The 20,423-nt window shown below is 57.8% G+C and carries 24 protein-coding genes; 10 read left to right on the top strand and 14 right to left on the bottom strand.

Features of this window, described 5'->3' with window-relative positions:
• Positions 1 to 53: 53 nt before the first annotated feature.
• Entirely contained in the window at positions 54 to 647 is a 594-nt protein-coding gene (locus tag COL8621_RS05110; protein WP_235823741.1) for a GNAT family N-acetyltransferase, read from the bottom strand.
• Between COL8621_RS05110 and COL8621_RS05105 the strand changes: the two genes are divergently transcribed.
• Positions 640 to 843, top strand: coding sequence for a DUF6324 family protein (locus COL8621_RS05105; protein WP_093966209.1), 204 nt, complete (start codon positions 640 to 642; stop codon positions 841 to 843). The two genes, COL8621_RS05110 and COL8621_RS05105, sit on opposite strands and share 8 nt — an antisense overlap.
• Here the strand turns inward: COL8621_RS05105 and COL8621_RS05100 are convergent.
• Positions 815 to 1,276 carry an MmcB family DNA repair protein gene (locus COL8621_RS05100; RefSeq protein WP_093966208.1) on the bottom strand — a complete coding sequence of 154 codons (462 nt, stop codon included), beginning with the start codon at positions 1,274 to 1,276 and terminating at the stop codon, positions 815 to 817. The genes COL8621_RS05105 and COL8621_RS05100 overlap by 29 nt on opposite strands.
• A 131-nt stretch (positions 1,277 to 1,407) precedes the next feature.
• Between COL8621_RS05100 and COL8621_RS05095 the strand changes: the two genes are divergently transcribed.
• Together COL8621_RS05095 and COL8621_RS05090 are read left to right on the top strand one after the other, a co-directional pair.
• A complete protein-coding gene (locus tag COL8621_RS05095) occupies positions 1,408 to 1,737 on the top strand; it encodes an ArsR/SmtB family transcription factor (RefSeq protein WP_093966925.1) in 330 nt (109 codons plus the stop codon).
• A complete protein-coding gene (locus COL8621_RS05090; protein ID WP_093966207.1) occupies positions 1,730 to 2,140 on the top strand; it encodes an SRPBCC family protein in 411 nt (136 codons plus the stop codon). The genes COL8621_RS05095 and COL8621_RS05090 overlap by 8 nt, the downstream gene beginning before the upstream one ends.
• Positions 2,141 to 2,367: 227 nt before the next feature.
• Here the strand turns inward: COL8621_RS05090 and COL8621_RS05085 are convergent, their stop codons facing one another.
• Both COL8621_RS05085 and COL8621_RS05080 read right to left on the bottom strand, forming a co-directional pair.
• A complete protein-coding gene (locus tag COL8621_RS05085; protein ID WP_093966206.1) occupies positions 2,368 to 2,673 on the bottom strand; it encodes a hypothetical protein in 306 nt (101 codons plus the stop codon).
• A 93-nt stretch (positions 2,674 to 2,766) separates the two neighbouring features.
• Complete coding sequence (locus tag COL8621_RS05080; protein ID WP_093966205.1) at positions 2,767 to 3,402, bottom strand: DUF2238 domain-containing protein; 636 nt, start codon at positions 3,400 to 3,402, stop codon at positions 2,767 to 2,769.
• A gap of 82 nt (positions 3,403 to 3,484) precedes the next feature.
• Here COL8621_RS05080 and COL8621_RS05075 point away from each other — a divergent pair, with 82 nt between their 5' ends.
• Positions 3,485 to 4,201, top strand: coding sequence for an endonuclease/exonuclease/phosphatase family protein (locus COL8621_RS05075; RefSeq protein WP_093966204.1), 717 nt, complete (start codon positions 3,485 to 3,487; stop codon positions 4,199 to 4,201).
• Here the strand turns inward: COL8621_RS05075 and nusB are convergent.
• From nusB to COL8621_RS05050, 5 genes are all read right to left on the bottom strand, one after another.
• A complete protein-coding gene (nusB, locus tag COL8621_RS05070; RefSeq protein WP_093966203.1) occupies positions 4,198 to 4,662 on the bottom strand; it encodes a transcription antitermination factor NusB in 465 nt (154 codons plus the stop codon). The genes COL8621_RS05075 and nusB overlap by 4 nt on opposite strands.
• Positions 4,659 to 5,207 (bottom strand): 6,7-dimethyl-8-ribityllumazine synthase, encoded by a 549-nt coding sequence (locus tag COL8621_RS05065; protein WP_093966202.1) that lies wholly within the window; start codon positions 5,205 to 5,207, stop codon positions 4,659 to 4,661. Before COL8621_RS05065 ends, nusB begins: the two co-directional genes overlap by 4 nt.
• 2 nt (positions 5,208 to 5,209) lie before the next feature.
• Positions 5,210 to 6,316 (bottom strand): 3,4-dihydroxy-2-butanone-4-phosphate synthase, encoded by a 1,107-nt coding sequence (gene ribB, locus COL8621_RS05060; protein ID WP_093966201.1) that lies wholly within the window; start codon positions 6,314 to 6,316, stop codon positions 5,210 to 5,212.
• 70 nt (positions 6,317 to 6,386) lie between these two features.
• Positions 6,387 to 6,956, bottom strand: a complete 570-nt coding sequence (locus COL8621_RS05055) for a hypothetical protein (RefSeq protein WP_093966200.1) — start codon at positions 6,954 to 6,956, stop codon at positions 6,387 to 6,389.
• On the bottom strand, positions 6,953 to 7,564 hold the full coding sequence (locus COL8621_RS05050; protein ID WP_093966199.1) for a riboflavin synthase: 612 nt from the start codon (positions 7,562 to 7,564) through the stop codon (positions 6,953 to 6,955). The genes COL8621_RS05055 and COL8621_RS05050 overlap by 4 nt, the downstream gene beginning before the upstream one ends.
• A 201-nt stretch (positions 7,565 to 7,765) precedes the next feature.
• Here COL8621_RS05050 and COL8621_RS05045 point away from each other — a divergent pair, with 201 nt between their 5' ends.
• From COL8621_RS05045 to COL8621_RS05035, 3 genes are all read left to right on the top strand, one after another.
• Positions 7,766 to 9,058 carry a capsule polysaccharide biogenesis protein gene (locus COL8621_RS05045; protein ID WP_093966198.1) on the top strand — a complete coding sequence of 431 codons (1,293 nt, stop codon included), beginning with the start codon at positions 7,766 to 7,768 and terminating at the stop codon, positions 9,056 to 9,058.
• Positions 9,059 to 9,186: 128 nt separating this feature from the next.
• Positions 9,187 to 10,278: a polysaccharide biosynthesis/export family protein gene (locus tag COL8621_RS05040; protein WP_093966197.1), complete on the top strand. Its 1,092-nt coding sequence runs from the start codon at positions 9,187 to 9,189 to the stop codon at positions 10,276 to 10,278.
• An 8-nt stretch (positions 10,279 to 10,286) separates the two neighbouring features.
• Positions 10,287 to 12,326, top strand: coding sequence for a capsule polysaccharide biogenesis protein (locus tag COL8621_RS05035; RefSeq protein WP_093966924.1), 2,040 nt, complete (start codon positions 10,287 to 10,289; stop codon positions 12,324 to 12,326).
• On the opposite strand, the gene ribD is transcribed toward COL8621_RS05035, so the two are convergent.
• Positions 12,323 to 13,426, bottom strand: a complete 1,104-nt coding sequence (ribD, locus tag COL8621_RS05030) for a bifunctional diaminohydroxyphosphoribosylaminopyrimidine deaminase/5-amino-6-(5-phosphoribosylamino)uracil reductase RibD (RefSeq protein WP_268875508.1) — start codon at positions 13,424 to 13,426, stop codon at positions 12,323 to 12,325. The genes COL8621_RS05035 and ribD overlap by 4 nt on opposite strands.
• A complete protein-coding gene (gene nrdR / locus COL8621_RS05025; RefSeq protein ID WP_093966195.1) occupies positions 13,423 to 13,890 on the bottom strand; it encodes a transcriptional regulator NrdR in 468 nt (155 codons plus the stop codon). Before nrdR ends, ribD begins: the two co-directional genes overlap by 4 nt.
• A gap of 188 nt (positions 13,891 to 14,078) precedes the next feature.
• Here nrdR and COL8621_RS05020 point away from each other — a divergent pair, with 188 nt between their 5' ends.
• Positions 14,079 to 14,282 carry a dodecin family protein gene (locus COL8621_RS05020; RefSeq protein ID WP_093966194.1) on the top strand — a complete coding sequence of 68 codons (204 nt, stop codon included), beginning with the start codon at positions 14,079 to 14,081 and terminating at the stop codon, positions 14,280 to 14,282.
• Positions 14,283 to 14,292: 10 nt separating this feature from the next.
• Here COL8621_RS05020 and COL8621_RS05015 read toward each other — a convergent pair whose 3' ends face one another.
• Positions 14,293 to 14,706 (bottom strand): secondary thiamine-phosphate synthase enzyme YjbQ, encoded by a 414-nt coding sequence (locus tag COL8621_RS05015; protein WP_093966193.1) that lies wholly within the window; start codon positions 14,704 to 14,706, stop codon positions 14,293 to 14,295.
• 103 nt (positions 14,707 to 14,809) lie between these two features.
• Here COL8621_RS05015 and COL8621_RS05010 point away from each other — a divergent pair, with 103 nt between their 5' ends.
• A complete protein-coding gene (locus tag COL8621_RS05010; protein ID WP_093966192.1) occupies positions 14,810 to 15,613 on the top strand; it encodes an intradiol ring-cleavage dioxygenase in 804 nt (267 codons plus the stop codon).
• Between the two features lie 206 nt (positions 15,614 to 15,819).
• The gene (locus COL8621_RS05005; protein WP_093966923.1) at positions 15,820 to 16,227 is read left to right on the top strand and encodes a VOC family protein; all 408 of its coding nucleotides are present in this window, start codon (positions 15,820 to 15,822) and stop codon (positions 16,225 to 16,227) included.
• Between the two features lie 105 nt (positions 16,228 to 16,332).
• On the opposite strand, the gene rpoD is transcribed toward COL8621_RS05005, so the two are convergent.
• The gene (gene rpoD / locus COL8621_RS05000; RefSeq protein WP_093966191.1) at positions 16,333 to 18,327 is read right to left on the bottom strand and encodes an RNA polymerase sigma factor RpoD; all 1,995 of its coding nucleotides are present in this window, start codon (positions 18,325 to 18,327) and stop codon (positions 16,333 to 16,335) included.
• A gap of 119 nt (positions 18,328 to 18,446) precedes the next feature.
• Positions 18,447 to 20,405 carry a DNA primase gene (gene dnaG / locus COL8621_RS04995; RefSeq protein WP_093966190.1) on the bottom strand — a complete coding sequence of 653 codons (1,959 nt, stop codon included), beginning with the start codon at positions 20,403 to 20,405 and terminating at the stop codon, positions 18,447 to 18,449.
• Positions 20,406 to 20,423: the final 18 nt, after the last annotated feature.

Raw genomic sequence — 20,423 nt, 5'->3', positions numbered from 1 at the left:
CCGTGGAATTGCAATTGCAAGGGGGGGAAGGCCGTGAAAATGCTTTGATTGGATTAAAGATCAATCTGCCAGCTTTGTTCCACCAGATCTTGGCCGAAGGAATGAACCGGCACAGCCATCGTCATCCGAAACCCATGGGCGGCATACAGGGCGCAAGCGGCCTTGTGGCTTTCGTGGGTGTTCAACACCAAACGTTGATACCCTGCTTCACGGGCAAAATTGATGCACTTGGCCAGTAACTTATGCCCCAAACCATGGCCCCTTTCCGTCGGCTCGATCAGAAACAGCCTAAGCCTGGCGATACCCGGCCCGCCCTCTTTGACGCAAAAGATTGACCCTACCCGCTGATCCCCACGATGTGCGATCCACGCACGTTCGCAAGATGGATCATGATCGCGCATATGGGCCGCCAAAATTTCCGCGACCAAGGCTTCGAACGTCGCGTCAAACCCGTCGTGCGCCGCATAAAGTTCTCCGTGGCGTTGAATGATCCAACCGGCATCGCCGACCTGAAGATCACGAAATTTGATGTCATCACTCATCGCAAAAGCAAAGCCCCGCTGGCCCACCCCGTCAAGCCACCCCTTGCCATAGCCCGTGCAAACCGATACCCCGCGCCCACCGATGAAGGAGGCCATAATGGGCATAGATAACGAAAGCGACATCGCCGCCAATCTGCAGATCGGCCCGACCACGCTTGGCATGGTGCGCATCTATCTAGAGGCTGAAGGCGTTGATCTGCCACTGGACTTCGATCCAGACGAGGCCGAAGAGATTGCCGAAGAAATTCGCGCAGCCGCCGTAGCCGCTCGTGCTATGTCGACGAAGAAGGGATCCCGCTAGGGGTCACCCGAGGGTCACGAAACGCCTGCAACCGCAATGCGGCATGGCGGGCGAATTTCTGAACCATCACTTTGCGACGCGCCGGGGCCAGTTTGGTTTCCGGCGACATGCGGATAATTTCAGCATCGTAAGGGTCGGCGATGATCAGACCAGTTTCTGTGGGCAAAAGCTCTGTTGGGAAGCTGGCATCGACGGCCCAAAAGAACCTGTCGCACCATTCCAAATACCCCTGCCATTTGCTGTCTGACTGATAGTCAGCGCGGGATGATTTACACTCCACCACCCACACCTCGCCTTTGGGGCCAAGCGCCATCACATCAACCCGCAAGCCGGATGTAGGCACCAGTTCTTCGACGCTGACAAAGTCGTGCGAACGAAGGTGGCGGCACACGCCGCGGGCCAAAAGCTGCCCAGGTTGAAGATCATCGATCATCCAGCAAGTGTGAACAATAGGTGAACACATGGCAAGCCAGTTTTTCGAGTCCCTATTGACATGATACCTTTTGGTATCTATTTAAAATGATACTTCAAGGTATCACTTTAACATCCAAACAGGCGCAGACCATGGGCACAGACATTCAAGAAACCTTTCGCGCCCTCGCCGACCCAACGCGGCGCGATATCCTGAACATGCTCAGCCACGAAGACATGACCATTGCACAAGTCGCAGGTCACTTCGACATGACTAGAGCCGCCGTAAAGAAGCACCTGAATGTTCTTGAACAAGGGCAACTGATCACCGTTCGCACCAGTGGCCGTGAACGCATCAACCGATTTCACCCAGAGGGCTTTAAACCCGTCTTCGACTGGCTGGGATATTTCGATGGTTTCTGGGACGACCGGCTTTCCGCATTGAAAAACGCAATTGAAACAAAGGACACTTCCGATGACTGACACCGTAATTGAAAAGACCGTTTTCCTTGCCGCAAACAAACCCGATGTTTGGGCGTTCCTCACCGATGCCAAAAAGCTGGGCCAATGGTTTCATCCCGCGCAGGCCGATCTGGCCGAAGGCGAAGATTACCTTTTGACCAGCCAAAAAGACGGTGACCGGATGTGTTGGGGCACCGTCGAAAAGGCCGATCCGCATGACTATTTGCGCTGGTCGTTCACCGTTGGGCCGATGCAAGGATCAATGTCCACGGTCGAATGGCGGCTAGAGGATGTTCCCGGCGGCACCCGTCTAAGCCTAACACACAGCGGCCTGCCCCAAGGCAGCGAAGGGTTCGGACTGGTCATCGCGCTTGATAAAGGCTGGCACGGCTTCCTGCTGAACCTACACAATTTGCATGGCTGACGGTTAAGCCCTTGCCCTTGGGCCACCCGCCACCTAGGTAACGGGATGGCGGGTTCTGCCCTTCTCGTGCTCCGAGGTCAAATTCCAGTGGCCTTAAGCAATTCCGAGGGAGCTGGCTCTGTCCGGGCCCTGGCTCGGTTACCTGGCGCCCACCTGTATATACAGGTCCTCGGGAATTAGTTACCTCGACGGTTGTTTGGTGGTCCCGCCACACCCCAACATCATAATTATGAACGGTCCTTATGAACCGGGATCGGCAAAAGCTCCGCTGGTGTGATGGGGGTGCGTCGCCCGCCTTTGCCGCCGTTCTCTGGCTCGGCCATCCGCATGATTGCGATACCAAATTGAACGCCAGAAAAGACAATTCCGTTGAACATGAACAACAGGAACGCGGCAAGATACCCAGAAGACGAACCCGTGACCAAGCCCCGCAAATTTGCGATATCGAACGCCAGCAACATCACAACGAAGGCCGCCGATATTGCAAAGCCTATGATGATCTGAGTGATATAAAGTCGAATAAGTTTCGGCATCGAAACCTCCGAAAAGAAGCGCGCGCTTTCTGATTCAAAGATAGGCCGCGCCCCGGAAAATCAAATTGGGTATCTCGTCGCAGTCCGGTCGCCTTAGCGAAACTTTCGAAACAGGCGACGGTTCAGGTTTACAAATTCCCCGATCAGGCGCGAAGCCCCGCGTCTTTCCCGCCCCTTGAGGTAAAGAAAACCGGCCGTCGCACCGGCCGTCGCACCGATTGCATCGACGATAAGGTCCCACATCGTATCCACGAGGCCGGATTTCTGCATGTTCATGCCAAAGCTCTGGTCCATCGCGAACTCAAACACCTCCCACAGGGCGCCGATGGTCATAGCAACGGAAAAAGCGATGATTGCCAGCGCCAGTGGCGGCGCGGCGTACCGGTCCCCTTCGAACAGCAACAGCACGAAGATGAGGCCAAGAAGACCAAACCCCATGGCCGAACCGCCATGCAAAAGCACATCCCACCACCAATAGCGTTCGTAAAAATCAAACACCTCGCCCAGAAACAGCGTCGCAAACAGAAACAGCGTGATCGCGATGTAAAAGCTGACGGGCAGGCGCACATTGAAACGGCGCACGACAACTTCGGGCAACAGGGAAAGCCCCAGCGTCGCGATGGATACGAACGCCACCGACCAACGCCCATTCCACAGCGCCATTGCGCAGGCGACCAGCAAGATCGCCCAAACCGCATATATGATCTTAGAATGATGGCGCAGCTTCATAGGGCGTAAACTTACCCGGCAAAGCCCCCCGCGACAATGGCGCCACCTTTTCAAACCCATTGCCGCGCCCCATATCGATTTCATGTCCCTTGACGCCCCCCAATCGCCGCCCTTGCGGGTGGCCAGTTACAACATTCGAAAATGTGTTGGCCTTGATTGGCAACGCAGCCCCGAGCGCACGCTTGATGTCGTTGCCGGGCTAGAGGCGGATATCGTTGCGTTGCAAGAGGCCGACCGCCGCCTTGGCCCCCGCCCTTCTGCCCTTCCGATGAACGAAATTCAGGCGCGTACTGATCTGGTTCCAGTCGGCGTGGCAACGAATGAGGTCAGCCTGGGCTGGCACGGCAACGCCATATTGGTGCGCCCAAACGTAGAGGTCACTGCGATTACCCGCCTTGACCTGCCGGCGATGGAACCGCGCGGTGCGGTTGTCGCGGACTTGGCGCGGAACGGTCAGGCCATTCGGGTGATTGCCACACATCTGGGGTTAATGCGCCGTCACCGTCACCGCCAACTTGCCGCGATACGCGCGGCGCTGGCGCAGATGGCACCGCGTCCGACCATTATCATGGGCGACTTCAACGAATGGTCAAAAACCGACGGGATGGAAGAGTTGGAAGGCGACTTCACCGTGCATTCCCCCGGTCGAAGCTTCCATGCCTCGCGCCCTGTGGCCGGGCTTGACCGGATCGCGCTGTGCGACAAGACGGAACTTCGGGATGCGGGCGTGAGCGAAACAAAGCTGTCCGCTCGCGCCTCTGATCATTTGCCGATCTGGGCAGATTTAACGCTGCGCTAGAACGCTTCTGGTTTCGCCTCGCGGGCCATGTGGTCCAATACGGCGTTCACGAACTTCGGCTCGCGGCCCTCGGGGAAGAACGCCTTAGCCACGTCAACATATTCGGTGATGACGACCTTGGGCGGTGCGTTTCCTTCTGTCAGTTCGGCACCTGCCGCGCGGAACAGCGCACGCAAAGTCGGGTCGATGCGCGCGATCGGCCATTTGGCAACCAACGCACGGTCAGTCATCTGGTCAATCTTGGCCTGCCAGTTCACTGCTGCTTCCAGCGTGTCGCGGAACAGGTCGATGTTGGCTTCGGCCATTTCTTCACCTTCGTAGACGGCACCCATACGGTGGTCTTCGAATTCGGCGCGAACGCTATCGACCGACTGGCCCGATTGTTCCATCTGGAACAGGGCCTGAACGGCGTAAAGACGCGCGGCAGATTTCATCTGGCGTTTATTAGGGGCGGTGGTCATGCGGTGGCCGGTCCTTCGTTATCGCCTGCAATCTGGAAACTTCCCGTAGGCTTAAAGCCGATACCTTTCGTCTCGCGCCCCCATTTGCGACTTAACGCAATCAGGTGCAAGGCCGCGGCGGCGGCACCGCCCCCTTTGTTCTGGCCGTCAGGTTCTGCGCGCACGACGGCCTGATCGCGGTTTTCCACGGTCAGAATTCCGTTTCCGATACACGCGCCCTGAAGCCCCAAAAGGGTCAGTCCACGGGAACTGTCGTTGCAGACAGTGTCATAATGAGTGGTCTCCCCCCGTATCACGCAGCCCAAAGCAACATAGCCGTCAAAGTTCGACTGGCGATGCGCAAGGGCGATGGCCGATGGCACTTCCAATGCGCCCGGCACCTCAACGGTTTCATGCGCCACGCCCGCCTCCTCAAGCGTGGTGCGCGCCCCTGCGATAAGGTCATCTGCGATGTCCTTATAGTACGGCGCAACGACGATCAGCACCTTGGTGGGCTTATCAAACGTTGGCAGTGGCAAGGTATGGTGCGTTTCGGAACCGGCCATTTTCAGCCCTCCTGCGTGATCTTACGGGTGCCTTCGATGCTTAGACCATACCCATCAAGCCCAACAACTTTGGGCGTGGGTGAATTGGTCAGCAACGTTAGGCGCGTCATTCCAAGGGCGGCAAGGATTTGCGCGCCAAGGCCATATTGGCGAAGTTTCTGCGGCGAAGCGGCCCCATCGGTCATCAGCTTCATCGTGGTATCGCGCAGCAAGACAATCGCGCCGCGCCCTTCGGCGGCGATGATGTTCATCGCGTCGCCCAATTCATTGGGCAGACCGCCGATACCAAGCACATCTTTCAACGGGTCCAGCGCGTGCATCCGCACCAACACTGGCGCATCCCCCGCAAGGTCACCCTTGGTCAGAACGATATGTTCGGCCCCGTGGGTTTCATCGGTAAAGACGCGCATCTGCCATTCGCCGCCAAATTCCGACGTCACGGTTTTGACTGCGGTTTCCCGCACCAAATTGTCGTGACGGCGGCGATAGGCGATCAGGTCAGAGATCGTACCGATCTTTAGGTTTTGCTTTTGGGCAAAGGCAACAAGATCAGGAAGGCGGGCCATGGTGCCATCTTCATTCATGATCTCGCAAATCACACCAGCGGGCATAAGCCCGGCCAAACGGCTGATATCTGTCGCGGCTTCGGTGTGGCCTGCGCGGACCAAAACGCCGCCATTGCGCGCGCGCAGCGGAAAGATATGGCCCGGCGTCGCAATGTCGGCTTCGGTCTTAGACGGGTCAATCGCAACAGCGACGGTGCGGGCGCGATCATGCGCCGAAATACCGGTTGAAACCCCCTCGCGTGCTTCGATGGACACGGTAAAGGCCGTTTCGTGACGGGACGAGTTGTTAGACGCCATCAGCGGCAGGCCAAGCGCGTCGATCCGCTCGCCCGTCAGGGTCAGGCAGATCAGCCCGCGCCCGTGGGTCGCCATGTAGTTGATGGCCTCGGGCGTGGCCATCTGCGCGGGGATCACCAAATCACCTTCATTCTCGCGATCTTCGTGATCGACAAGAATGAACATGCGCCCGTTGCGCGCATCTTCGATGATCTCTTCCACGGAAGAAATCGCATCGCTGTAATTGGTGTCTTTGCGTTCGGTCATCTCGTCCAACCTTGTCAGAGAACGTCTGTTATCCCGATGTGGCGCTGATTGAAAGCATCCGTTTGCCGCATTAGCCGAAGTAACGTTGGGCGCTTAGATAACCAGCCATGCGACCGGCAACAGACCAATCGCGTTCCCACTCTGTGTCGCCCACCATCAAAACACCCGCACCGGGAAGCTTGCGGTGGGCCAATGCCGCGTCCATCCGGGTTTTGATCTGGCTCCAGCTTTCGGTGAATGTTGGGGCCGCGACGCTGTGATGAAACACGATACCCATCGCAGCCAACTGTTCAGCAACGGTTGCCGGGTCCAAGGGCTGATGCGCCGCCAACAACCGCCCGCACCCTTGGATCGCCTTCAACTTGGCCGCGCGATCATCCGGCACCACATCTGAAGGCTTGCGCAGATCCAGCGCGTTTGAGGAAAACAAAAACGCCACAATATCGCGGCCTGTCGTGGCACGCACAGTGGCGTAGGTTTTGTAATCAAGGCCGATCTCATTGGCCCGCCGAACACGTTGGCGCACAATTTCCAACGGCAAGGTCGGCAAAAGCGATTGCCGTGCCTTTGTCCAACAATGGGTGCGCCACGCTGTGCCACCCGCCATCGTTGGGCCGTTGTTGTGCCCCAGCATGTTCATTTGGCATCCCATTCGGCCAGCCGTGCAACGTACCGCGCCAAGGTATCAATTTCGAGGTTCTCCTTATCCCCGACCTTGGCATCGCCCCACGTTGTGGCGGTTTTGGTGTGCGGGATGAAGTTGATGCCGAACTCTGCGCCATTCACCTCGTTCACGGTAAGGGATGTGCCGTTCAGCGCCACGGACCCTTTCGGCGCGATGAATTTTGCCAACGCATCCGGCGCGCGCAAGGTCACACGCGTGCTGTCACCTTCGTCTGCCATGGCAACGACCTCGGCCACGCCGTCCACATGGCCCGAAACGATATGCCCGCCCAGTTCATCCCCAAGCTTAAGGGCGCGTTCCAAATTCAGACGCTTGCCAACCTGCCAGCCGCCGTCCCCGATGTTGGTTTTCGAAACCGTCTCGGCCGAGATGTCGACGTCAAACCAACTGCCCTGCGCGTCAGTGCCGCGATCTGTGACGGTCAGACAAACACCATCGCACGCAATCGAAGCACCGATGGCAATGCCGTCAGGGGCATAGCTGGTGCCAATGCGCGCAATCAGATCGCCCTGTTGCTGTAGTGAACGGACAGTGCCGATATCAGTGATGATGCCTGTGAACATATACGTGCCTTTCGTCTTCCCTTTCTGAGTTAGACTTCGCCGCGCTTAAGGGCAAGACAAGCCCGCAAACCAACGCAATCACCACAAACGCCCCAAAACAGCCGCTTTTAGGGTTAAATATATGTAAATTAACGTGACAGGCCCGCGAATTGCGGGCAAATCACAGCCACGGCGGCGAAACGAACTTAATTGGACGGTGGCATGGCGAACGCGCTCGGTCAGGATCGGCGGTTTCTGTTTCTTCAGGGCCCCCACGGACCATTCTTTGATCGGCTGGCACGAATGCTTCGTTCGGCCGGGGCAGAGGTCTGGCGTGTTGGGTTCAATGCTGGCGACGAAGTGTTCTGGAACGACAAACGCCACTACATTCGGTTTCAGGCGCAGATCGCAGAATGGCCGGCCACGTTTGAAAAGCTTGTTTCTGAGCATCAGATCACCGACATCGCGCTTTACGGTGATACGCGTCCTATCCACGCCCAAGCCATTGCCAAGGCACATGAACTTGGCCTGCGTGTTCACGTCTTCGAAGAAGGGTACCTGCGCCCCTATTGGGTAACGTATGAACGCGATGGGTCAAACGGCCATTCGCGCCTGATGGACCTAAGCGTTGAAGACATGCGCGCAACGCTGGCGCAGATAGACACCGAACATCCCGACGCGCCAGCCCAATGGGGCGACATGCGCCATCACATCTTTTACGGCGCGCTCTACCATTTCTTTGTGATGTTCAAGAACGCAAAATACCGGAACTTTCGCCCACATCGCGATCTGACGGTCACGCAAGAATTTAAACTCTATCTGCGTCGGCTGTTGTTGATGCCCTATCACGCGATGGATCGTTTCAGGGCAACTCAGCGCATAAAATTCGGCGGTTTCCCGTATCATCTGGTGCTGTTGCAGCTGGAACATGACGCAAGCTTTCGCATGCACAGCCCATTCAAGACGATGTCCGAGTTTCTGAGCGTTTGCATGGCTGGGTTTGCCGCAGGCGCTCCGCAGCATCATCATTTGGTGTTCAAAGCACACCCGCTAGAGGATGGCCGCGTTCCCCTGCGCACCGAAATCCGCCGCCTTGCAAAGGAACACGGCGTCGAAGATCGGGTTCATTATGTTCGTGGCGGCAAACTTGCCCGCTTGCTGAACCACGCTCGCAGCGCGGTCACCGTCAATTCGACTGCGGCGCAACAGGTCTTGTGGCGCGGTATCCCGCTGAAGGTCTTCGGAACGGCCGTCTATTCAAAGCCCGAATTCGTGTCAGAGCTGCCATTGGAAGACTTCTTTGCCAAACCAGTGCGCCCCGACAGCCGTGCCTATCGGGACTATCGGACCTTTCTTCTTGAAACGTCTCAACTTCCCGGCGGTTTCTATTCTGCGCGCGGGCGGCGGCACCTAATGCGGCACTTGGTCGATCTGATTCTTGCAGAAGATGACCCATATGACGCCCTGCGCAGCGGTAACGCGGCTCCTCGGCAACAGTTAAAACTGGTGGAATAGCCTGATGCACGCTGTGCTGGTCTTTTGTTCACGAACTATTTAACTTCCCTCAAAAATACGCTGATTGTTCTTATCAAGGAGTCAGAGCAGTGACATCCAAGACCTCCCGACACGCTAGGGTATTGGTTATGCTTGCGCTTGCGGCAAGTGTTGCAGCCTGCGGTCTTCCGCGTTCTGGCCCCAACAAACGTGAGATTTTCGAAGGGTCGATTCTGGAAGCTGGTGACGCGTTTGTCGTCGCAGTGAATGACCGCGTGACACGCGCAACGACCGTTTCCCCCGGGCTGGGTTTTTCCAAGTCGTTCCTGCAGGCTGGCGTCGTCGGTTCCGACACAATCCAGGCTGGCGATACCATTGGCCTGACAATCTATGAGAACGTCGATGACGGGCTTCTGGCCGGTGAAGGCGTGAATGCCAGCATTCTGGAAGAAGTTCAGGTTGACGGCGAAGGGTACATCTTCATCCCATACGCTGGCCGCATTCGTGCCGCTGGCAACACGCCAGAGCGTCTACGCCAGATCATCACCGAAAAACTGGACGCGCAAACGCCCGATCCACAGGTCCTTGTTCGCCGCGCCGCTGGCGATGGTGCCGCTGTGTCGATCGTAGGCAGCGTTGGGGCGCAAGGCGTTTACCCGATTGAGCGTCCGACACGTACCCTATCCTCTATGCTGGCCGCGGCAGGTGGTGTTTCCATCGAACCCGAGATCGCTCAGGTCACCGTTATTCGTGGCAAATACCGTGGAAAGATCTGGTTCGAAGATCTGTTCAGTGGTCCCGGAAACGATATCGCCCTGCGTGCTGGCGACCGTATTCTGGTTGAAGAAGACACACGCGCCTTTACCGCGCTTGGTGCAACAGGCTCTCAGAACCGGGTGCCGTTCGAAAAACAGACCCTTTCAGCGATTGAAGCGATTGCGCAAGTTGGCGGCCTCAGCTCTGGTCTTGCAGATCCGACTGGTGTGTTCATCCTTCGCAATGAGCCCGCCCATATCGCCAACGACGTGTTGGGCCGGTCTGACCTTCAGGGCGACCAACGCATCGCATATATTCTGGACCTGACCCAACCGACCGGCATGTTCATGGCCCGTGATTTCAGCATTCGTGACGGTGACACGGTTTACGTGACCGAAGCGCCGTTCGTTCAATGGAACAAGACGCTGGGCGCAATCACCGGCGCAGCCGCATCTGCTGACAGTCTGAACAGCCTCGTCAAGTGATGCCAGACATGCCGGGCCTTGAGCCGGACAATCAATCAGCCGCCGGGCGGGATAATTCCCCCCGGCGGCTTTTCGTTTTCAATGGCGGGTTTCTGACCCAAGGGCGCGTGCGGCGCATTCTGGAACTGTCTGGTTATGACATTCGCCTTGGCAAGCCGGGGCCGGATGACAGGATTGGCGTTTGGGGCATGTCCCCTACTGCGCCTCGCGGCGAAGCGGTGGCCCGCCATACTGACGCGCCGCTGCTGCGTGTCGAAGATGCGTTTCTGCGATCCGTAAAACCGGGGCGCGAGGGCGAACCTCCGATGGGTTTGATGCTGGACAAAAGCGGGGTCCATTTTGACCCGTCCCAGCCGTCCGATCTGGAAACGTTGCTGGCAACCCATCCGCTGGACGATACCGCACTGTTGAACCGCGCCCGTGCTGCGGTTGAGCGGCTGAAATATCTGCACCTGTCGAAATACAATATGTTCGACGACAAAGCCCCTGTTCCGGACCCGGGCTATGTGCTGGTGATTGACCAGACAGAGGGCGATGCATCCGTCACGGCATCGGGGGCCAGCAAAGCAACCTTTACCGAGATGCTTGCCTTCGCACAGATCGAAAATCCCGGCGCGCGCATCTTAATCAAAACCCACCCGGAAACAGCGCAAGGGCACCGGCCCGGATATTACTCCAGCGCCAACACCGATGAACGAACAGAGATATTCGACGCCCCGGTATCGCCTTGGCACCTGCTGGAAGGTGCCGTGGCTGTTTACACCGTGTCATCGCAACTGGGGTTCGAAGCGATCATGGCAGGCCACAAACCCCGTGTGTTTGGCCATCCGTTCTATGCCGGCTGGGGGCTTACGCAGGACGAAAACCCCTTGCCGCGCCGCACCCGGAACCTGACCCGCGCGCAACTGTTTGCCGCGTCGATGATCCTTGCCCCAACATGGTATGACCCCTATCGCGACAAGCTTTGTCAGTTGGAACAGGTAATCGACAACCTTGCCGCCCAATCGCGCGCTTGGCGCGAAGACAACGCAGGATGGGTCGCGGTGGGCATGCGGCTGTGGAAGCGAAAGCCGCTGAAACGGTTCTTTGGCACGCACGGGCGAGTGAAATTCACAAACTCGCTGCCCCGCGCGATGGCCTATGGCCACAAGCACGGCACCCCTGTCATGGCTTGGGCGAACCGCGCGGAAAAAGGCACACACCGGGTCGAAGATGGATTTCTACGTTCGCACGGGTTGGGCGCTGAACTGGTGCCGCCCCTATCACTGGTGACCGACGACCTTGGGATTTATTACGACCCCACCAACGAAAGCCGGCTGGAACGACTTATATCTGCAAGCGTCAAGCTGCCCGAAGCCGAAGTTCATCGGGCAGAAAGGTTGTTGGCGCGGCTGAACAAGTCTGGCGTAACGAAATACAATTTGCAGGGCGATGAACTGCCTGATCTGCCAACCGGCCATCGCATTCTGGTGCCCGGCCAAGTGGAAGATGACGCCTCTATCCTGACAGGGTGCCCAGCCGAAAACACCAATCTGGCGCTTTTGGCACGGGTCCGGCAGGAAAACCCGGATGCTGTTATCCTGTATAAACCCCACCCAGATGTCGAAGCGGGCCTGCGCCCCGGCGCGATCCCGACTGACGAGGCATTGAAACTTGCCGACGCTGTGGTGGCCAATGCCGCCCCGGCCACGCTGATCAATGCCGTTGCAGAGGTTTGGACAATGACCTCTCTTCTCGGGTTCGAAGCCTTGGTGCGGGGCAAAAAGGTGACCTGCCTAGGCTTACCGTTTTATGCAGGCTGGGGTCTGACGCGGGATCTTGTGACAGCGCCGCAACGACGTATCGCGCGCCCGTCCCTCTGGCAGCTCGCGCATGCAGCGTTGATTGGGTATCCGCGGTATTTCGACCCGCAAACCGGGCAGGCCTGCCCCCCGGAAGTCGCGGTTGAACGTCTGCAAACGGGCGATATTCCCAAGCCAAGCTGGGCAAGTCGAAGCCTGTCGAAACTGCAAGGGCTCTTCGCCAGCTTTGCGCCGTTCTGGCGTTAGGCGCGTTCCCAGCGGTGCAGCACGTCACCGCCAATTTCGCGCGTTTCCACCAAAGTGAACCGCGGCGCTTCGCCTAGGGTATCAATGCCCATTGCACCGATCCCGGGATAGCCTTCGGCGCCCAATGCAACGCCTGCGGTAAACCCGACAAGTTCTTCAACCAGCCCCGCCATCAGGAACGAGGCAGCAAGCGCGCCGCCCCCCTCGCAGAAAACGCGGGTTAACCCAGCCTCGCCCAAGGCTTGCAACAGCGAAAGCGGTTCCAACTGACCACCGGGGCCAATCTGCACTTGGATCAAACGCGCGCCCGTCGCCTCCCATGCGGCGCGGGTGGCGTCCGTAACGTTCTCTCCATGGCACAGCCACAGCGGGATTTCAGAAGCCGATTGGGCCAGCTTCCCATCCAGCGGAAGGTCAAGCCGACGCGAACACACCACGCGAACCGGTTGATGCCCTGCCCCCATGCCGCGCACCGTCAGCATCGGATCATCCGCGCGGGCGGTGCCGCCGCCGACCAGAACCGCATCGTGACGAGCCCGCATCGCATGAACGACACGCCGCGCCTCTGGCCCTGTGATCCACTGGCTTTCACCGGTCGCCGTCGCGATACGCCCATCAAAAGACGTGGCAAGTTTCAAGGTCAGCGCTGGACGCCCTTCGACCCGGTTCAGGAAAAAGCCGCGATGGCTGACGGCGGCCTGCTTGGCCATCACGCCGGTTTCCACAACAATCCCAGCATCGTGTAGCCTCTTGTGGCCGGTGCCAGCGACGCGCGGATCAGGATCTTCGATTGCACTAACAACGCGGGCCACCCCGGCGTCGATCAACGCATCAGCACAGGGCGGAGTTTTCCCGTGATGCGCGCACGGCTCTAACGAAACATAGGCGGTTGCACCGCGTGCCTGTTCACCGGCCTGCTGCAACGCCACCACTTCAGCATGCGGACGACCACCGGGTTGGGTCCAGCCCCGCCCGACGATCCGCTTATCCTTTACCAGAACACAACCCACAGCAGGGTTCGGCCAACACTGGCCTTGCCCCCGCGCGCCAAGCGAAAAGGCAAGCGCCATAAAGCGCTGGTCCTTCTCGGCTTGGGTCACTCTTCCGGCTGGACGGGTGGGCGCAGTTCGCTGACGAACTTATCGAAATCGCCTGCTTCCTGGAAATTCCGATAGACGCTGGCAAACCGCACATAAGCGACGGTGTCGATCCGGGCCAATGCCTCCATCACAATCTCGCCGATTGTTTTGGCGGGAATGTCGGTTTCGCCCATGCTTTCCAACCGGCGCACGATGCCAGAAATCATCTGGTCCATCCGCTCGGGCTCTACCGGGCGTTTTTGCAAGGCGATCCGGATGGAACGCTCTAGCTTATCGCGATCAAAGTCTTCGCGCCGACCGTTTGATTTAATCACAACAAGATCGCGCAGTTGGACGCGTTCGTATGTTGTAAAGCGACCGCCACATGCCGGACAGAACCGCCGACGCCGAATAGCGACGTGATCTTCGGCCGGGCGTGAATCTTTCACCTGAGTGTCAATATTTCCGCAAAACGGACAGCGCATTGCCTTCCCCTTGGTCCAAAGCACCAGTTATCCACAGGCACTATAGGACAGCCGCTAGCGTATGGGTAGTGGTGATTTGCCCACACCATATACTGAGGTTATTTCCGGAAAATATGCCGCAACCCACCCCTTATGGCACGGCACTTTCGGTGGCATCATTGCAGCACACATATAAAGGGAGAATGACAATGAGCGTAGCACGCGTTACCGAAATTTCCTCCACCTCCACCAAAAGCTTTGATGACGCCGTAGAGATCGGTGTTGAACGGGCCGCCCAAACCCTGCGCGGGGTTACCGGCGCTTGGGTCAAGGAACAGAAAGTCGTCGTGAAAGACGGCAAGGTCACGGCCTATCAGGTCAATATGATGGTGACCTTCGTCTTGGAAGGCTGACCCAAAACCGTCAGGCGGAAAGATGCGCCACAACTTGGCGCTGATGCGCCGCCTGACGATGTTCAAACAGGTATATCCCCTGCCACGTGCCAAGGGTCGGCTGCCCATTGGTAACCGGAATGGACAACGACACCGGCATCATCGCCGCCTTGATATGCGCGGGCATGTCATCCGGCCCTTCATATGTATGCGTCAGATAGGCCATCGACGGATCGGTCGTGGGCGGCACAAGCCGGTGAAAGAATGCGCGCAGATCGGTCTGCACCTCTGGGTCCGCGTTTTCCTGAATAAGCAGCGAACAAGAGGTATGGCGCACAAAAAGCGTCAGCAGCCCATCGCCCTGCCCCGCACACCAACGGGTCACATCGCGGGTAAATTCGTAAAGCCCCGCGCCGGATGTCGAAATGGTAAAGGTCGTTTGCATGGGCAAAGTCATACGCTGCCCCTGCGACTGGCACCACCCACGTCACCCCATAAAACCCTACCAGCCCCCACGTATCACCTGAATAACGACCAGGAGAATACCAATGACCCGCGTCACCACTGACGTCAGCCGCCGCACCCTTTTGAAATCCCTTGCGGCCGCACCGGTGGCCGCGCTTGGCATTGCACCGGCATGGGCGCAATCTGCAGCCAGCGCCGCAGGGCTTGTCACGCCCAACGTTTGCATGGTGATGCCCGAAGTAACCGAAGGCCCCTATTACCTAGACCCCGGCCTTATCCGCGCGGATATCACCGAAGGAAAAACGGGCATCCCGTTAAAGCTGACAATGCAGGTGGTCGACGCACAATGCGCCCCCTTCGCAGGGGCACGCGTAGACATTTGGCATTGCGATGCCGAAGGCAACTATTCCGGTTATTCCGGCCAAGGCAGCGACAGCGTGAATGACACGCAGGGCGAAACGTTTTTGCGCGGCACCCAGTTCACGGGCGACGGCGGGTTGGTGACATTCGATACCATCTATCCCGGCTGGTACCGCGGGCGCACGACGCACATCCACTATAAGGTATTTCTGGATGAAACGACGGTTCTCACCAGTCAGATCTTTTTTCCCGACGCACTAAGCCAATATCTGTTCGACACGGTCGCGCCCTACAACGCCCGCTCTGGCGCGCGCGACACGGTGAACAGCAACGACTGGATCGCCGCGCAAGCAGGCGACGGCGCGTTCGCAGCGATACGCGAACAAGCCAACAAATACACAGCCGCGCTGGTCGTTGGCGTGAACCCGGATGCCGTTTCCGCCACCGGCATGCGCAACCGAGGCCCCGCAGGCGGCGCCACGCCCAGAGGCAGCTCTGACACTAGATCACTGATCCCCGGCCAATAAAAGGCGGCGCCTGCGGGCGCCGTTATTCTTTCAATTGCATTGCTACTGGTTACTATGCTTCGGGCACTCAGACGCAGAACTTCATGCCACCTGAATGTCAGCATGGCGGTTGTTTTCAGCAGACCACCTCAGATAGCATTCGATCAAAGGTAATGCCTGTTCACAGCGTTACGTCGATCAATCAGTCAATCGAGTACGGAAAAAGCATGAGAATTTATGTCACAAGCATATTCGTCGATGATCAGGACAAGGCAGAGAAATTCTACACTGATGTGTTGTGCTTCAAGGTCAAAAACAACATCCCCGTGGGCGAACATAGGTGGCTAACCGTAGTGTCCAGCCGAGACCCAGAAGGAACAGAGTTGCTTCTAGAGCCTAGCGACCATCGCGCGGTTAAGCCCTATAAAGACGCATTAGTTGCCGATGGTATTCCGGCACATTCGTTTCAAGTGGAGGCACTCGACGCCGAGTGGAAAAGGTTGGTCGGTTTAGGAGTTACATTTGTTCAAGAACCGATGGACGCCGGACCAGTCCGTATGGCGGTCTTTGATGACACATGCGGGAACCTGATCCAACTGATCGAAATGGTACAATCCACAACCGTGTCGCCTTGAAAAAAAGCAATGTTTCCGCTGTTTCCCCAAAAGACAGGGACGGCAGGAATGGTCATGACATAGCCGACACACCCAAAGAAAAAGGCGCCCGAAGGCGCCTTTTTCTTATTGATCCAAGAAGCTGCGCAGCTTGCGGCTGCGGCTTGGGTGCTTCAGCTTTCGCAGCGCTTTCGCCTCGATCTGGCGAATACGTTCGCGGGTCACGCTGAACTGTTGACCCACTTCTTCCAGCGTGTGGTCCGTGTTCATGCCGATGCCGAAACGCATCCGCAGAACGCGTTCTTCGCGCGGTGTAAGGGACGCCAGAACGCGGGTCGTGGTTTCCTTCAGGTTTTCCTGAATGGCGGAATCCAGTGGAAGAATTGCGTTCTTGTCTTCGATGAAATCACCAAGCTGGCTGTCTTCCTCGTCACCGATTGGTGTCTCGAGAGAGATCGGCTCTTTAGCGATTTTCATCACCTTGCGGACCTTCTCAAGCGGCATTTGCAGCTTTTCGGCCAGCTCTTCCGGCGTCGGCTCGCGGCCGATTTCGTGCAACATCTGACGGCCCGTCCGGACCAGCTTGTTGATCGTTTCGATCATATGCACCGGAATACGGATCGTGCGCGCCTGATCCGCGATGGACCGGGTGATCGCCTGACGAATCCACCACGTTGCATAGGTCGAGAATTTGTAACCGCGGCGGTATTCAAACTTGTCCACCGCCTTCATCAGGCCGATGTTACCTTCCTGAATAAGATCAAGGAACTGCAAGCCACGGTTGGTGTATTTCTTGGCGATCGAGATCACGAGGCGAAGGTTGGCTTCGACCATTTCCTTCTTGGCCTGACGCGCCTCTTTTTCACCCTTCTGAACCTGCTGAACAATCCGGCGGAATTCAGAGATGTCGACACCAACGTATTGGCCAACCTGCGCCATCTCGGCGCGCTGTTCTTCGATCTTGGGGCCAGAGCGTTCGCAGAACGCCTGCCAACCACGGCCGGATTTTTCGGCCATACGGTCAAGCCAAGTCGGGTCCAATTCGTACCCGCGGTATTCGTCGATGAACTCGCGGCGGTTAATGCGGGCTTGGTCTGCCAGCTTTACCATTGCGCTGTCGATCGACATGATCTTGCGGTTGATGCCGTAAAGCTGATCGATCAGCGCTTCGATACGGTTGTTGTGCAGGTGAAGCTCGTTCACCAGAACCACGATTTCCGAGCGTAGCTTCTGATAGGCTTCTTCTTCTTTCGTCGTGAACGAGCCGTCCTCGTTCAACGTGGCCGACATCCGAAGATCTTGCATCTCTGCCAGCATGGCATAGTCGTGCGCGATCAGGTCCAGCGTTTCCAGAACCTGAGGCTTCAGCGCAGCTTCCATCGCAGCAAGCGACATGTTGGCCTGCTCGTCTTCGTCGTCGTCGTCCTCAGCTTTGATCGGGTTGCCATCGGCATCCAGCTCTTGCTGTTCTTCTTTTGGCTTGGCCGGGGCGGCACCCGCTTCGACGTTCACAGCACCGACAACCGGCTCTACTTCGTCACCATCTTCTTCAAGCGTGCGCCCGAAGGTGGCATCAAGGTCGATCACATCGCGCAGCAGAATGTCTTCGCTAAGAAGTTCGTCCCGCCAAATCGTAATCGCCTGAAAGGTCAGTGGGCTTTCACAAAGCCCCGAGATCATCGTGTTGCGGCCCGCTTCGATCCGCTTGGCGATCGCAATCTCGCCTTCACGGCTTAGCAGTTCGACAGACCCCATTTCGCGCAGATACATGCGCACTGGATCATCGGTGCGATCCAGCTTTTCGGTTTCTGTCTGAGCAACCGCAACTTCGCGCGACGTCGACGTTTCGACAAGGTCGGTAGAGCCTTTTTGCTCTTCCTCTTCGGCCTCTTCCTCTTCGATGATGTTGATGCCCATTTCGGATAGCATCGACATCACGTCTTCGATTTGTTCGGACGAAACCTGATCAGGTGGCAGCACCTGATTGAGCTGTTCATAGGTGATATAGCCGCGCTCGCGCGCTTCGCCGATCATCTTTTTGACGGCGGCTTGGCTCATATCCAGAGTCATCTCAGAGTCTTGATCGTCTTGTTTACGGTCGTCGTTGTCTTTAGCGGCCATTCTCTGCTCCTTGCGCGGGGAAGCTGATTCGGTCCCTCGGTTAGAACGAATCAATAGCGCGAATCACGCGCCTGCACACCCGTTTAGCTCTGTTTCTTTACCCAATCGTCTCTCCAACGTCACGAAGGTCTCTTCGATGCCTTAGAAAACTCGATTTGTTCTAGCAATTGATCGAAGGCGCTGCGCTCATCCCTGCTTAGGCGCGCGCCATTTGGTCCGATGTCATATTCACCTGTATCTTCGGTATCTCCACGGCCCGCCCGGCTGTAGGCCTCGGCGGCCTGACTAAGGCGCCAGGTCAGGCCTTCGTCGGCCAGACCTGCAAGGTCCTGAACGGCATCTTCGATCTCACGCGTGACGCCCCTTGCGGCTTCAAGCTTGGCCAGTTCTTCGGCAATACACATCAATGCCTTTTCCGAATCCGCGCGGTTTTGAAGGGGCGGTGCAATTTGCACATGGCTAAGCGAAAACAGCTTTTCAAGGGGCGCAGGCCCTATCGTCCCCTCAATTGCCTTTTGCAGAACAGCCGGATCGGACTCGTTCAAATGGGTCAATAGCGCCCCTTGAAGACGTCGGTGTTCGGGAACCACAAACTCCAACTGCTCCAACTCTCCCTCAAAGCCGGGCAGCAAAGTGGGGTGAGTGATCAGCGTCGCAAGGATGACGGCTTCGCGCAGTTCTTCTTCGAACTGGGGCGGCGCGGCAACCAACGCGGAATTCTTGGTGGTTGGCTTTGCGCGCAGGTCAGCCTCGCGCGATTTCCAGTTGCTGGTTCTTTTCTTTTTACTGCGCTGCGCGCCAAACAGCTCCCAGCGCAGGTTCTTGATCTCTTCGCCGTAGTGGCCACGAATCGACGGGTCTTTGATTTTGGCAATCGCCGCGCGCAGGTCTTTGTCCAACGCGGCTTTGCGTTCGGGGCTGTCAAAAACTTTGCCCTCAGTCTCTCTCTGCCACAAAAGCTGCACCATGGGCTGCGCCGCATCCAACAGCTTTTGCATGGCCCCCGCCCCGCCGGAACGGATAACATCATCGGGGTCTTGCCCCTGAGGCATCAGCGCAAAGCGCAATGATTGACCGGCCTCAAGCAGCGGCAGCGCCAGATCGATCAGGCGCATCGCGGCGCGTAAGCCCGCGGTATCACCATCAAGCGCAACAATCGGTTCGGGGTGAATGCGCCACAACATCTGAAGCTGAGATTCCGTGACGGCAGTGCCCAGCGGCGCAACGCAAGCGCCAAACCCGGCCTCGCTTAGCGCGATCACATCCATGTACCCTTCGGCAACGATCAGCGGCTGGCCCTTGCCCGCAGCTTCGCGCGCCGGGCCTTGGTTGAACAGGCTACGCCCCTTGTCGAACAGCTCCGTTTCTGGGGAGTTCAGGTATTTCGCGCGTGCGTTCGGGTCCATCGCCCGCCCGCCCAGCGCAATCGCACGGCCACGCGCATCACGGATCGGGAAAATGATGCGCCCGCGAAAGCGATCATAAGGTGCGCCGCCACCATCGGGCTTGGCCGCCAGCCCAGCATCCACGACCAGATCAGCCGCAACGCCTTTGCCCGTCAAATGCGAAAACACGCCTTGGCGGTGATCTGGGGCAAACCCAATCTCCCAACGCTCTTGCGCGGCTTCGGAAAGCCCGCGTTGCACCAGATAATCGCGCGCAGCCGCCGCGCCCCCGGTTTTCAACTGAAGGCGATAGTGTTGGACCGCCTGCTCCATGACCTCGGCCAATTGGGTGCGCCGGTCGGCCTTTTGCTGAGCCTGTGGATCACGGGCAGGCATTTGCATGCCAGCCTCACCGGCCAGAATTTCGATCGCTTCCATGAAGCCAACGTTTTCGGTTTCTCGCACGAAGGAAATCGCATCCCCCTTCGCGTGGCACCCGAAGCAGTAATAATACCCCTTACGGTCATCCACATGGAACGAGGCCGACTTTTCCTGATGGAACGGGCACGGCGCCCACATGTCGCCCTTGCCCTGATTGGACTTGCGCGCATCCCACATGACTTTGCGCCCGACGACCTGAGACAGGGACGTGCGCGTGCGAAGTTCATCAAGGAAACCGGGGGGCAGACTCATAGACCATAATATCGGGCC

Source organism: Actibacterium lipolyticum, assembly GCF_900184935.1.
GTDB lineage: Bacteria > Pseudomonadota > Alphaproteobacteria > Rhodobacterales > Rhodobacteraceae > Actibacterium_A > Actibacterium_A lipolyticum.
The sequence above is the reverse complement of the archived record's forward strand: the minus strand, read 5'-3'. Positions and strand labels throughout refer to the sequence as shown.